Origin of the sequence: Mesorhizobium sp. WSM3859, from assembly GCF_002295065.1 — a bacterium.
Lineage (GTDB): Bacteria > Pseudomonadota > Alphaproteobacteria > Rhizobiales > Rhizobiaceae > Mesorhizobium.
In genome coordinates, this window is the sequence record NZ_NSGG01000018.1 from 46,034 (window position 1) to 58,270 (window position 12,237).

13 protein-coding genes and 1 tRNA gene are annotated in these 12,237 nt (G+C 65.0%); 10 read left to right on the plus strand and 4 right to left on the minus strand.

Annotated features, from left to right (window positions below; all coding sequences use genetic code 11):
* Positions 1-135 precede the first annotated feature (135 nt).
* From CK230_RS28420 to CK230_RS28445, 5 genes are all read left to right on the plus strand, one after another.
* A complete protein-coding gene (locus CK230_RS28420) occupies positions 136-1,155 on the plus strand; it encodes a glucokinase (RefSeq protein ID WP_095820125.1) in 1,020 nt (339 codons plus the stop codon).
* 222 nt (positions 1,156-1,377) lie between these two features.
* Entirely contained in the window at positions 1,378-3,249 is a 1,872-nt protein-coding gene (locus CK230_RS28425; RefSeq protein ID WP_095820126.1) for an ABC transporter ATP-binding protein, read from the plus strand.
* The gene (gene dapB, locus CK230_RS28430) at positions 3,246-4,067 is read left to right on the plus strand and encodes a 4-hydroxy-tetrahydrodipicolinate reductase (RefSeq protein WP_095820127.1); all 822 of its coding nucleotides are present in this window, start codon (positions 3,246-3,248) and stop codon (positions 4,065-4,067) included. Before CK230_RS28425 ends, dapB begins: the two co-directional genes overlap by 4 nt.
* Positions 4,068-4,141: 74 nt before the next feature.
* Positions 4,142-4,762, plus strand: coding sequence for a 2,3-bisphosphoglycerate-dependent phosphoglycerate mutase (locus tag CK230_RS28435; RefSeq protein WP_095820128.1), 621 nt, complete (start codon positions 4,142-4,144; stop codon positions 4,760-4,762).
* A gap of 335 nt (positions 4,763-5,097) precedes the next feature.
* Positions 5,098-5,182, plus strand: a tRNA-Leu gene (locus tag CK230_RS28445).
* 202 nt (positions 5,183-5,384) lie between these two features.
* On the opposite strand, the gene CK230_RS28450 is transcribed toward CK230_RS28445, so the two are convergent.
* Positions 5,385-5,576, minus strand: a complete 192-nt coding sequence (locus tag CK230_RS28450) for a Flp family type IVb pilin (RefSeq protein WP_095820130.1) — start codon at positions 5,574-5,576, stop codon at positions 5,385-5,387.
* A 366-nt stretch (positions 5,577-5,942) separates the two neighbouring features.
* On the opposite strand from CK230_RS28450, the gene CK230_RS28455 reads away from it, so the two are divergent.
* The 4 genes from CK230_RS28455 to CK230_RS28470 all read left to right on the plus strand — a co-directional run bounded on the left by CK230_RS28455 (position 5,943) and on the right by CK230_RS28470 (position 8,824).
* Complete coding sequence (locus CK230_RS28455; protein WP_095820131.1) at positions 5,943-6,233, plus strand: DUF1778 domain-containing protein; 291 nt, start codon at positions 5,943-5,945, stop codon at positions 6,231-6,233.
* Positions 6,230-6,724 carry a GNAT family N-acetyltransferase gene (locus CK230_RS28460; protein WP_095820132.1) on the plus strand — a complete coding sequence of 165 codons (495 nt, stop codon included), beginning with the start codon at positions 6,230-6,232 and terminating at the stop codon, positions 6,722-6,724. The genes CK230_RS28455 and CK230_RS28460 overlap by 4 nt, the downstream gene beginning before the upstream one ends.
* A gap of 98 nt (positions 6,725-6,822) precedes the next feature.
* Positions 6,823-8,490, plus strand: coding sequence for a cyclic nucleotide-binding domain-containing thioredoxin-disulfide reductase (locus CK230_RS28465; RefSeq protein ID WP_095820133.1), 1,668 nt, complete (start codon positions 6,823-6,825; stop codon positions 8,488-8,490).
* Between the two features lie 28 nt (positions 8,491-8,518).
* A complete protein-coding gene (locus tag CK230_RS28470; RefSeq protein ID WP_095820134.1) occupies positions 8,519-8,824 on the plus strand; it encodes a UBP-type zinc finger domain-containing protein in 306 nt (101 codons plus the stop codon).
* Positions 8,825-8,849: 25 nt separating this feature from the next.
* Here CK230_RS28470 and CK230_RS28475 read toward each other — a convergent pair whose 3' ends face one another.
* Positions 8,850-9,032, minus strand: coding sequence for a hypothetical protein (locus tag CK230_RS28475; RefSeq protein ID WP_095820135.1), 183 nt, complete (start codon positions 9,030-9,032; stop codon positions 8,850-8,852).
* A gap of 231 nt (positions 9,033-9,263) precedes the next feature.
* Here CK230_RS28475 and CK230_RS28480 point away from each other — a divergent pair, with 231 nt between their 5' ends.
* Complete coding sequence (locus CK230_RS28480; protein WP_095820136.1) at positions 9,264-9,962, plus strand: outer membrane beta-barrel protein; 699 nt, start codon at positions 9,264-9,266, stop codon at positions 9,960-9,962.
* Positions 9,963-10,018: 56 nt separating this feature from the next.
* Here the strand turns inward: CK230_RS28480 and CK230_RS28485 are convergent, their stop codons facing one another.
* Positions 10,019-10,822: an aspartate/glutamate racemase family protein gene (locus CK230_RS28485; RefSeq protein WP_095820137.1), complete on the minus strand. Its 804-nt coding sequence runs from the start codon at positions 10,820-10,822 to the stop codon at positions 10,019-10,021.
* Between the two features lie 56 nt (positions 10,823-10,878).
* The gene (locus CK230_RS28490) at positions 10,879-12,120 is read right to left on the minus strand and encodes a D-amino acid dehydrogenase (protein ID WP_095820138.1); all 1,242 of its coding nucleotides are present in this window, start codon (positions 12,118-12,120) and stop codon (positions 10,879-10,881) included.
* Positions 12,121-12,237: the final 117 nt, after the last annotated feature.

Below are 12,237 nucleotides of genomic sequence, written 5' to 3' on the forward strand. Positions count from 1 at the left end.
AATCGGGCTACAGCGGGTGGTAGCCGGTCAATTTCAAACTGAGACACCGGCCGAAGCCGCTTTCCCTTTGCAGGCCCATGCGCTAGTCAACGAACAAACAGCGGCAGACAGCCGAACGGGGAAGCGCGAGAAGAAATGGTAAGCGAGAACGAGACAGCGCTGCGGTTTCCGGTCCTGATCGGCGACATTGGCGGCACCAATGCGCGCTTCTCGATCGTGCTCGACGCCAATTCCGAAGCGACCGAGCCGCAGATCGTCCAGACGGCGAATTTCAAGACCATCGACGAGGCGATCCAGGCGGCGGTGCTCGACCGCTCCTCGATCCAGCCGAATTCGGCGGTGCTGGCGATCGCCGGGCCGGTCGACGGCGACGAGATTCCGCTCACCAACTGCCCCTGGGTCGTGAAACCCCGGCAGATGATCGCCAATCTGGGCCTGAGCGAGGTCGTGGTGCTCAATGATTTCGAGGCGCAGGCGCTGGCCGTCGTGGCGCTCGGCGAAGAGCATATGGAAAAGATCGGCGGCGGCACGCCGGAACCCAATGCGAGCCGCGTCGTGCTCGGCCCCGGAACCGGGCTGGGCGTCGCCGGGCTGATCTATGCGCTCGATCGCTGGATTCCGGTGCCGGGCGAGGGCGGGCATATGGATATCGGACCGCGCACGCCGCGCGACTTCGAGGTGTTCCCGCATATCGACAAGCTGGAAGGCCGCATCTCCGGCGAGCAGATCCTGTGCGGGCGCGGGCTGGTCAACGTCTATCGCGCCGTGGCCAGGACGGACGGCAAGCCGACGCCGTTCACGACGCCGGCCGAGATCACCGGAGCGGCGCTCGCCAAATCCGACGCGGTGGCCGGGGAGGCGCTGGAGCTGTTCGTCACCTGCCTCGGCCGCACCGCGGGCGACCTGGCGCTAGTGTTCATGGGCCGCGGCGGCGTGTTCCTCACCGGCGGCATCGCGCAGAAGATCGTGCCGGCGCTGAAGGAAGGCAATTTCCGCGCCGCCTTCGAGGACAAGGCGCCGCACAGCGCGCTGATGCGCGAAATGCCGGTCTATGTCATTATCCATCCGCTGGCGGCGCTGCTCGGCCTTGCCGCCTATGCCAGGACGCCTTCGCTGTTCGGCGTGCAGACCGCCGGCCGGCACTGGCGGGCATGATCGCGCCAGGGCCCGGGCCGGCGCTCGGCCGCCGCGACGAAGTTTCGCCATAGGCAAGCCGTAGCCGGGGCGCTAAAGCGCGTCGCGATCTTTCAGATTCGCTCCATGCGCTTTCGGTTTTTGATTTTACGCATGTCTTTATCCCGAAACCGGTTCCCACTTTCGGGAGACATGCTTTAAGAGGGTTGGCCTTATGACGAGAACCCACGAAGCGCTTCCGATTTGACACTTCAAAATCCAGACAAGCACAAGACCCGACCGGGCGAGGTCACCGCGGTGCTGCGCCGCATCGTCGCCGAAAACGGCTATGACCATCGCTGGTCCTACGCGGTCGTCATCGTCTGCTCGCTGCTGGTTTCGGGCGCGACCGCCTTCTCCGCATGGGTCATGGCGCCGATGGTCAATCAGATCTTCTACGAACGGAGCAGCGGCGCCGTCTGGTGGATTTGCGCCGGCTTCATGGGCGCCTTCCTCGTGCGCGGCTTTGCCGGTTACGGCCAGGCGGTGATGCTGGCCAAGGTCGGCAACAATCTCGTCGCCCGCTACCAGAAGCGCTGCTTCGACCAACTGATGAAGCTCGGCGTCAATTTCTTCAACGACACGCGTTCCGGGCGCCTGGCGGCGCAGCTGGACGAGAATGTCGGCGGCATCCGCGACCTGCTGTCGCTGACCTTGATTTCGATCACCCGCGACGCGGTGACGCTGATCGGCCTGGTCTGCCTGATGGTCTACCAGGATCCGGTCCTGTCGCTGAGTTCGCTGCTGATCGGACCGCCACTGATCTGGGCCGTCGTCTACATCACCCGCCGGGTGCGCAAGATCAACCGCGAATCCGTGCTGATCAACTCGCGACTGAGCGGCTCCGTGCAGGAGGCAGTTCAAGGCATAGCCATCGTCAAGGCCTTCACCATGGAGGACGAGCTGGCCCGCCGCATCGGCGTCATGGCCGATACGGCCGAGCAGCGCAGCAACAAGATCGCCCGCGTCTCCGAGCGGCTGTCGCCGATTTCCGACATGCTGGCCGGCCTCGCCGTCACCGCCGTCATCGCCTATTCCGGCTATCGGGCTTTGTATCTCGGCCAACCGCCTGGCGCGGTGTTTTCCTTCATCACCGCGCTGATCCTGGCCTATGATCCGGCGCGGCGCCTGGCGCGCATGCAGGTGACGATGGAACGCGCGCTGGTCAATGCGCGCATGATCTACGAGCTGCTCGACCTCGAGCCGAGGCAGGGGGATGCCCCCGACGCGGTCGAGGCGAAGATCACCACGGGCGAGGTGCGCATCAACGACGTGACCTTCGGCTACAGCGCCGACATGCCGGTGCTGCGGGAGCTGAGCTTCTCCGCCGCCGCCGGCAAGGTGACGGCGATCGTCGGCGCCTCGGGCGCCGGCAAGTCGACGCTGGTGGCGCTGCTGCAGCGCTTCTACGACGTTGACGAGGGCTCGATCGAAGTCGACGGCCAGGACATCTCGAAGGTGACCAAGCGCTCGCTGCGCCAGTCGATCGCCTATGTCTCGCAGGCGCCCTACCTGTTCGAGGGCACGATCCGCGACAACATCCGCTATGGTCGGCTTTCGGCCACCGATGCCGAGATCGAGCATGCGGCGAAACTGGCCGCCGCCGACGAGTTCATCCGCCAGCAACCGCAAGGCTACGACACGCCTGTCGGCGAAGGCGGCTCGACGCTGTCGGGCGGCCAGCGACAGCGCGTCTCGATCGCGCGCGCCATCGTGCGCCAGGCGCCGATCCTGCTGCTCGACGAGGCGACCTCGGCACTGGACAACGAGGCCGAGGCGCGTGTCCAGGAAGCGCTGACCCATGTCATGGAAGGCCGCACGACGATCGTGATCGCGCACCGGCTGTCGACGGTGGTCAATGCCGACCATATCATCGTGCTGGAAGAGGGCAGGCTGGTCGAAGAAGGCACGCATGCGACGCTGATGGCCGACCCGCACTCCATCTATGCCCGCTTCCACCGGATCCAGGGCAAGAAGGGGCTGGGGCTTGTCGACGACGCCAAGGCAAGCCAGACTTCGGGCCAAACTCCCGCACCGCGCAGCCGCGCCAGGAAGACCGTCAGGAGAAGCGCATGAGCGAAGCCGGCGATATGGGCCTGGTCGTGGTGGGCGCCGCGGGCCGCATGGGCCAGACCCTGATCCGCGCCATACACACGATGCCCGGCGCGCGCGTCGCCGCCGCGATCGAGCGGCCGGACTCCCCGCATCTCGGCAAGGATGCCGGCGAGCTCGCCGGCATCGGCATCATCAACGTGCCGATCGTCGACGATCCGCTGCCGGCCTTCGCCAAGGCCGACGGCGTGCTCGATTTCACCGCGCCGGGCGCAAGCGTCGAATTCGCCGGCTATGCCGCGCAGGCGCGCATCGTCCATGTCATCGGCACCACCGGCTGCTCGGCCGACGATAATGCGAAGATCGCCGCCGCCGCGCGGCATGCGACGATCGTCAAATCCGGCAATATGAGCCTCGGCGTCAACCTTCTGGCGGTGCTGGTCGAGCAGGCCGCTAAGGCGCTCGACCCGGAGGATTTCGACATCGAGATCCTGGAAATGCACCACCGCCACAAGGTCGACGCGCCGTCCGGCACGGCGCTGCTGCTCGGCGAGGCGGCGGCCAACGGGCGCGGCATCGATCTTTCCGGCAACAGCGTGCGGGTGCGCGACGGACATACCGGCGTGCGCAAGGCGGGCTCGATCGGCTTCGCCACGCTGCGCGGCGGCTCCGTGGTCGGCGACCACAGCGTGATCCTTGCCGGCACCGGCGAGCGCATCACGCTGTCCCACCATGCCGAGGACCGGGCGATCTTCGCCCGCGGCGCGGTGAAAGCGGCGCTTTGGGCGCGCGGCAAGAAGCCCGGACTCTATTCCATGCGGGACGTGCTCGGACTTTCCTGACACAAGCCTGAAGCATTTCCTTCTTACGCAGTTCCGGAAACCGTTGGAATTGCTCAAACCACAGAGGAGCAAACATGTCGGGAACTCTCGTGCTCGTGCGCCACGGCCAGAGCGAATGGAACCTGAAGAACCTGTTCACCGGCTGGCGCGATGTCGACCTGACCGACCAGGGCAATGCGGAAGCGCTTGCCGCCGGCGAAAAGCTCAAGGCGCGCGGCCTGAAATTCGATGTCGCCTACACGTCGGCCCTGAAGCGGGCGCAGAAGACCTGCCAGCACATTCTCGACGTGGTCGGCCAGAGCGATCTCAAGACCATCCGCGACCAGGCGCTCAACGAGCGCGACTATGGCGATCTCTCCGGCCTCAACAAGGACGACGCGCGCAAGAAATGGGGCGAGGAGCAGGTGCATATCTGGCGCCGTTCCTACGACATCGCGCCGCCCGGCGGCGAAAGCTTGAAGGATACCGGGGCGCGCGTGTGGCCCTATTACCTGCACGAGGTGCAGCCGCATGTGCTGCGCGGCGAGACGGTGCTGGTGGCGGCGCACGGGAATTCGCTGCGCGCGCTGATCATGGCGCTGGACGGCAAGTCGGGCGAGGAGATCGTCAAGCTCGAGCTCGGCACCGGCGTGCCGGTGATCTACAAGCTCAACGCCGATTCCACCGTGGCGAAGAAGGACGTGCTGGAGGGGTGAGGAGCAGCTTCCTTCTCCCCGTCACTATACGGGGAGAAGGTGCCGGCAGGCGGATGAGGGGCAGCGCCAGCTTCGGGGACTAACTTGTCCAGGCTCGAAGCGAACCCGGAACCCCATCTGACCAGCGTCGGCGCCGCCCCTCACCTGCCTGCCGGCATCCTCTCCCCGTATAGTGACGGGGAGAGGGAGGCTCTCGCCACCGATTTCGCCAATCGCCAGCGTTGCAGGAAGAGCGCCGACGCGGCGGCCCGGCAGGGCAATGAGGGGCAGCGCCAACGCTGGTGAAAAAAGCGCGTTGACACACATCGTTTGCCCGCTTACATGAGCGCCCACCAGCCCAGATGGCGGAATTGGTAGACGCGCACGGTTCAGGTCCGTGTTCCGCAAGGAGTGGAGGTTCGAGTCCTCTTCTGGGCACCATCCTTCGCTCTTCGAGCTTCGGATGGCAGGCCATCCGGTAGTTCCAAGAGCGAAGAGTATCCGCAACGCCAATCGAGAAGGTTGCGGTTCAATCCTCCCTTCCCGAAGGCCACGCGGCCGTGTCGCTGCCTTCCGACGGCACAAAAAGGAGAGGCCGCCCGAAGGCGGCCCCCGAAGCCGTGCCGTAACACGTGGACAGAAGTTATGTCGGACATCCAGAAGCTTTGGGGTCCTTGACGCAGTCTGCGACCAGCTTGAACTTGGCGTTCAACGCCCCGCCGAGCGAGCTGGCGCCGAGCATGATTGCCAACGCGATCAGCGCCGCGATCAGGCCGTACTCGATCGCCGTGGCGCCGGATTCGTCATTCTTGAACCGCGTAATCAGTTTGAGCATTGTACGATTTCCTCGTTGCCCGTTGGTGACCCGCGAAAACTATACAGAAACGATTTTGAAGACCTTAATCCAAACGGTTAAGATTCTGTTACTACGGCTATATCCATAATATTCTTTGTCGACTCGTTGGGTAATAACAGGACATCGTTATAAAGCGATCTCTAATATATGATTTTGGCTATATCAGAGCTGGATACATTCATGTGCAAAATGAGACGGTTGACTGATGCTCGCGATTTGCCACGCGCCCGACTCCCGTCTATACCGCTCGATAGAAGCATTTTTATCATCTGCATTGATTTCGATGCCAACAAAACCTGATTTCATTATAATGACAATGTCATTACAAGATACTACTCTTGCACAATGAAGCACGAATCGCCGGACGCTTCGAAGAGAAGCACGCTGAACATGCGCATCAGGCCCGAAGAGCGCGGCCTGATCGACGAGGCCGCGCGGACGCTCGGCATGACCCGAACGGATTTCATCCTCGACGCCGCCCGGCGTATGGCTGAGGACACGCTGCTCGAGCGCACGCTTATCAAGGCTTCGCCGGACGCTTATGCCGAGTTCCTTGTCCGGCTCGATGCGCCGGCCAAGTCGAACGAGCGACTGTCCAAACTGATGAACGCGCCGCTGCCTTGGGAAACCAAGTGACGCTACAGGCGCCGGTACCGCTGGATCGTGGCCACGATCTTTCGTCTTTTTCATCCGGTGTTGCGGCGGCGGATGACTGGGTCAAACGCCGGGCGCTCGCCAACCAGGACAGTGGCGCGACGCGCACCTTCGTGGCCTGCGAGGACGACAAGGTTGTCGCCTATTACGCGCTCGCTTCGGGCGGCGTCATTGCCAGTCATGTGCCGGGCCGGTCCCGGCGCACCATGCCCGATCCGATTCCGGTGGCAATTCTTGCCCGCCTCGCAATAGACACGTCCTGTCGGCGGCAGGGAATCGGCAGGGTGCTCGTCCAGGATGCAGCACGCAGAGTGATGAATGCCGCAGGCTCGCTCGGCATCCGCGGCATCCTGGTCCACGCCGTCTCCGATGAAGCGCGAAGCTATTACACGGCGCTTGGATTCGACCCGTCGCCCCTCGATCCCATGACGCTGGTGATCTCTCTCACCGATCTGCGTGAGGCGATCAGGTAGGGCCATTCGACCGACGAAGCGACCCCGGCACCTCCCCTTCCGGCCAGCCCTCCAACAAACCGCTTCAAACCCGGCGGCCATAACGCTACGGTCGCGCCATGGCCCCTTCCGTCAGTCCGACCATCGCCGCCCGCCGCGACCAGATGTTCCCGATCCTCGGCGAGGCAGACATCGAGCGCATGCGCCGTTTCGGCGAGGCACGCGCCTATGCCGCCGGCGAGCATATCGTGACGGCCGGCACGGTTTCGCCAGGCGTGATCCTCATCCTGTCGGGCAAGGTCGACATCACCCAGGCCGGCGGGCTCGGCCAGCCTGAGCCGATCGTCACCCATGGCGCCGGCAATTTCATCGGCGAGCTGGCGCAGCTATCGAACCGGCCGTCGCTGGTCAATGCCGAGGCGGTCGAGCCGGTCGAGGCCATCGTCATCCCCTCGCCGCGGCTGCGCGACCTGATGGTGCAGGAGGCAAATCTCGGCGAACGCGTCATGCGGGCGCTGATCCTGCGCCGCGTGGGGCTGCTCGAAAGCGGCGCGAGCGGGCCGGTCGTCATCGGCCCGCCGGGCAATGGCGACGTGCTGCGACTGCAGGGTTTTCTGCGGCGCAGCGGGCTGCCACACCGGGCGCTCGATTCCGACACCGACCCTTGCGCGAAAACGCTGATCGAGCGGTTCCATATCGATCCGCACCATCTGCCGATCGTGCTCTGCCCGAACGGCAAGCTGATGCACAATCCGGGCGAGAACGAGCTTGCCCGCTGCGTCGGCCTGCTGCGGCCGATCGATGCCGACAAGGTCTATGACGTGGCGATCGTCGGCGCCGGACCGGCGGGGCTGGCGGCCGCTGTCTATGCCGCCTCGGAAGGGCTGTCGACCATCGTGCTCGACTGCCGCGCCTTCGGCGGGCAGGCGGGCGCCTCGGCCCGCATCGAAAACTATCTCGGCTTCCCGACCGGGATCACCGGCATGGCGCTGATGGCGCGCGCTTACAATCAGGCGCAGAAATTCGGCGTCGAGATGGTCATACCCGACGAGGCGAAGCTGCTCGACGATGACGGCGACGGCGCACGCTACAGGCTTGCCATCGGCGATGGCGAGAGCGTGCGTTCACGCGCGGTGGTGATCGCCAGCGGCGCGCGCTACCGCCGCCTCGACATCGCCAACCTGGCGCAGTTCGAGGGCACGTCGGTGCATTACTGGGCCTCGCCGATCGAAGCGAGGCTTTGCCAGAGCCAGGAGGTGGCGCTGGTCGGCGCAGGCAATTCGGCCGGACAGGCGGCCGTCTATCTGGCGAGCCAGGTGCGCAAGGTGACGCTCCTGGCGCGCCGCGGCCTCGACGCCACCATGTCGCGCTATCTGGTCGAGCGCATCGCCGCGCAGCCCAATATCGAGGTGCTGACCGGGACCGAGGTTGCGGCGCTGGCGGGCCATGACGGCAATCTCGAGCGGCTGCGCTGGCGCAACCGGATAAGCGGCGAGGAGACGGAGCGCGCCATCCAGCACCTCTTCCTGTTCATCGGCGCCGATCCGAACACCGACTGGCTGGCGAACTGCAACGTGGCGCTGGACGCCAAAGGCTTCGTGCGCACCGGGCCGGACACGACGCCGGGGCACGGGCTGATGGAGACGAGCCGCAGCGGCGTCTTCGCCATCGGCGACGTGCGCTGCGGCTCGACCAAGCGGGTCGCGGCCGCCGTCGGCGAAGGCGCGCAGGTGGTCGCGGCTCTGCATGCTTATCTGGCGCGGAACGGCGGCGCCGCCAACGAATAAATCAGCCCGAACCGGCCAGGAGACCGTGATGGACGAATGCAGGCACACCAGGGACATCAAACAGGTCACGCCGAGCGCGCTTGGCTGCGAGGAATGCCTGAAGAGCGGTTCCTGGTGGGTGCATCTGCGGCTCTGCCGCACCTGCGGCCATGTCGGCTGCTGCGACGACTCGCCCAACCGCCACGCGACAAAGCATTTCCATGCCACGCAGCATCCGATCATCGAAGGCTACGACCCGCCGGAAGGCTGGGCCTGGTGCTTCCTCGACGAGGTCTTTGTCGACCTTGAGGGCGATACGACGCCGCAGAAGGGGCCGATCCCGAAGTTTGTTTGAATACAGCCGTCCGGGCGGCGCTTCTTCAGCGCACCGAGCTCGTGACGGTCGGATCGATCACGTCGGGCACGGATTTGCGCTCATTGCCGGCGAAGATGCCGATGAGCAGCAGGCTGAGCACGACCGGCACAAACAGGATGGCGATGCGGGCCTGCACATAAAAGATCGCACGCCATTCATTTCGCTTTTCAGGGCTGTCCTTCATCATGCTCGCTCTGTGGTGCCTCCCGGAGAGGGGACATAGAGACGAAGCGTTAAACATCTCCTTCCGATTCGGTTAACGGGCGGATTTGGCGGGCCAGCGAATCGCACGTGCCGAGTGTCTCGATGGAGGTGGTCCCAATCAAAGTCGATGCCGCGTTGAAGCGGCTCGACGACCATAGTGCGGTTCGACGGTTTGTTTTAACATTCCCGGGTCGAGTCGTGCGGAGGTGGGACCATGCGCGAACTGATGATTGCAGCGGGTACGCTGGTGGCATTGTGGAGCTCGGTCGTTTCCAGCGACGCTCAGGATGCCTCTCCGACATGGACAGGATGCTACGCCGGGGGTCATGTCGGAGGCCTTTGGGTCGATGAGGGTTGGGTCAATCGAACGCCGGGCGGAGCGCATCCCAATGCATACCTCGGGGGCCACGAAAGCTCGGGCGGGCTCGGCGGCCTCCAGGCAGGCTGCGACTATCAGTTTACCGGTGGTTTTGTCATCGGCGTCCAGGGGGATTATTCGTGGGCGAATGCCGACGGCAGTCATCCGAGCGCGAAGGAAACGGGCGTCTTCTATCACAGCAAGGCCAACTCGGTGGCGACCGTCACTGGCCGCGTGGGCTATGGGTGGGATCGCTTCCTCGGCTACGTCAAGGGCGGTGGCGCCTGGCAGGGCGACGACAATTGGGCGACCACGCTGATACATGGTCCCGCCTATACTTCGCACGACACGCGGGCGGGGTGGACGGTGGGCGTCGGCGGCGAATATGCCCTGACGGACCATCTTTCGGCTTACGTCGAATACAATCACTACGATTTCGGCACGAGCAGGATAAGTTTCACGCCGCAGGTGGCGGGGCTGCCTCCGGCGTTTGTCGACATCAAGGAGACCACGAACAGCGTGCGCGTGGGGTTCAACTTTCGCTTCAACCCTTAGCGGCAGCAACCCGCTTCGGGGCGGAACTGCTGGATGAGATCGGTGAGGAGCACCGCTCACACGGCTTTCAAGGCAAACAGCCGGCCTCCGGCCGGCACGACGTCGTCGATGCCGGCGAGGCGCAGGCAGTGCCAGGCCATGGCGTGGTTGGAGGAGGTGACGGGAATGCCGATGCGCCGCTCCAGATCGGCGACCGCTTCGGCGACGCGCAGGCTGGTGCAGGAGATGAAGATCGCGTCGACGCCGGGCACCTCAGCCATGCGCTCGGCCGCGGCCTCGATGGAAGCCAGCGAGATGCGGGCCGCCTCGCGGTCGTCGCGGCGGTCGAAGGTGGCAACAGCCACGATATCCAAGCCCCGGCCGGTGAAATAGCCCACCAGGCCCCGGTTGATCTCGGGCGCGTAGGGGGTCAGCAGGCCTATACCCTTCGCGCCCAGCGCCTTGAAGGCGGCCAGAGCGCCGGTGACCGGCGTGGTGCAGGCGACGCCCGGCCGCGCCTTCCTGATCTCGGCGAAGACGGCCTCCTCGCCGAGCGTCATGGTCGCCGAGGTGCAGCCGAAGCCGACGACGTCGAGCGGGATGCTGGGCAGGATGAGGTCGACGGTGGGCGCGATGCGCGGGCCGATGGCGCGCAAAGTCTCCGGCGTGATGTCGTTGTCGTTGAACAGGCGCGCCTCGTAGAAGGCGACGCCCGGAATGCGCACCAGCGCGCGGAACTCGTGCTCCAGCGTCTGGTCGGTGGCGAGGATCGCCAGGCCGATCGCCGCGCGCGAGGCGAGGCCGCCATCGATCTCCGATGGCAGCACGCCCAGATCGACCGGTCCTGATGACTGAGGGCGGGTAGCGGCGCTGACGGACATGGCATTCCCTTTCTCGATCGGAGCGAGGACGGGCCTCGCTCAGCAGGATCCTGCGTTCAGTTCAAAAGTCCATCCATGGAAACAGAAGGCTTGCGGCCGGCGATCAGATCGGCGGTGATGCGGGCCGAGCCGTGCGACATGGTCCAGCCGATATGGCCGTGCCCGGTGTTGAGGTAGAGATTGCCGAGGCGCCGCCGGCCGAACTCGGGCAGGTTGTTCGGCGTCATCGGACGCAGGCCTGCCCACATCTCGGCGCGGTCGTAATCGGCGCCTTCCGGATAGAGCTCCTCGGTCACGCCCTTCATGAAGGCGAAATCGGTCGGCTTGTGGCTGGTGTCGTAGCCGGCGAATTCCGCGGTAGCGGTGACGCGCAGCCGGTCGCCGAAGCGCGAGACGGCGACCAGATTGTGTTCGTCGATCGCGGCGATGGTCGGCGGCGCCGGCCGGTTGCCGATCGGAATGGTCAGCGAATAGCCCTTGATCGGATAGATCGGCAGGCTGAGCCCGATCGTCTTCGCGATCAGCGGGCTGTAGGAGCCGAGCGCCAGCACATAGGCGTCGCCCTTGACCGCCCCCTTGTCCGTCATCACCTGCGCGACGCTGTCGCCAGATGTCTCGATGCCGGTGATGGTGGTGCCGGTGCGGATCTCGCCGCCGCGCTCGACCACCTTGGCGGCAAGCGCCCGGGTGAATTTCGCGGGGTCGCCGGTCTCGTCGGTCGGGCAATGGATGCCGCCGGCGATCTTTTCCTTGGCCGCGGCCAACGACGGGTCGAGCGCGACGATGGCGTCGCGGTCGAGCACCTTGATCAGCTGGCCGTCGGATTCGAGCAGCCGCATATGCTCGACGCCTTTGTCGAGCGCCTGCTGGCTGCGATAGAAATAGAGGATGCCGCGATCGTTGCGGTCATAGTCGATGGCCTCGTCTGCAACGACCTCCTGCAGCACCGATTGCGAATAGACGGCGAGGCGATGCTTGAGCAGCGTGTTGCGCCTCGCCTTGTCGGCCGTGCATTCCATCAGGAACAGCCAGGACCAGCTGTAGAGCCGGGGATCGGCCGAAAGCTTGAAGCGCAGCGCCTGATCCTTCAGCACCAGCGACTTCAACAGGATCATCGGCGCCCTGGGCGACGACCAGACGAAGGAATGCCCCGGCGCGATCATGCCGGCATTGCCCCAGCTGGTCTCGGCGGCGACCTGTTGCCGGCGCTCGAGGATGACCACCTCGTGCCTGTCCTTCTGCAGTTGGTAAGCGGTGGTGACGCCGACCACGCCGCCACCCAACACGATCACGCGCATCACGCCTCCGGAGATCGCAAAGTGAGAGGCAGTTTAGAGTGTAAGCTGCGGTCTGCAATGGCACACATTGCGAGATGTCGGCGGGACAGCGCCCCTCTCTGGCCTGCCGGCCATCTC

What these genes read in the sequence shown, in the direction of transcription:
- CK230_RS28420 (WP_095820125.1), top strand. Translation starts at nt 136, where the DNA reads ATGGTAAGCGAGAACGAGACAGCGCTGCGGTTTCCGGTCCTGATCGGC.
- dapB (WP_095820127.1), top strand. Translation starts at nt 3,246, where the DNA reads ATGAGCGAAGCCGGCGATATGGGCCTGGTCGTGGTGGGCGCCGCGGGC.
- CK230_RS28435 (WP_095820128.1), top strand. Translation starts at nt 4,142, where the DNA reads ATGTCGGGAACTCTCGTGCTCGTGCGCCACGGCCAGAGCGAATGGAAC.
- CK230_RS28450 (WP_095820130.1), bottom strand. Translation starts at nt 5,576, where the DNA reads ATGCTCAAACTGATTACGCGGTTCAAGAATGACGAATCCGGCGCCACG.
- CK230_RS28455 (WP_095820131.1), top strand. Translation starts at nt 5,943, where the DNA reads ATGAAGCACGAATCGCCGGACGCTTCGAAGAGAAGCACGCTGAACATG.
- CK230_RS28465 (WP_095820133.1), top strand. Translation starts at nt 6,823, where the DNA reads ATGGCCCCTTCCGTCAGTCCGACCATCGCCGCCCGCCGCGACCAGATG.
- CK230_RS28470 (WP_095820134.1), top strand. Translation starts at nt 8,519, where the DNA reads ATGGACGAATGCAGGCACACCAGGGACATCAAACAGGTCACGCCGAGC.
- CK230_RS28475 (WP_095820135.1), bottom strand. Translation starts at nt 9,032, where the DNA reads ATGATGAAGGACAGCCCTGAAAAGCGAAATGAATGGCGTGCGATCTTT.
- CK230_RS28480 (WP_095820136.1), top strand. Translation starts at nt 9,264, where the DNA reads ATGCGCGAACTGATGATTGCAGCGGGTACGCTGGTGGCATTGTGGAGC.
- CK230_RS28485 (WP_095820137.1), bottom strand. Translation starts at nt 10,822, where the DNA reads ATGTCCGTCAGCGCCGCTACCCGCCCTCAGTCATCAGGACCGGTCGAT.
- CK230_RS28490 (WP_095820138.1), bottom strand. Translation starts at nt 12,120, where the DNA reads ATGCGCGTGATCGTGTTGGGTGGCGGCGTGGTCGGCGTCACCACCGCT.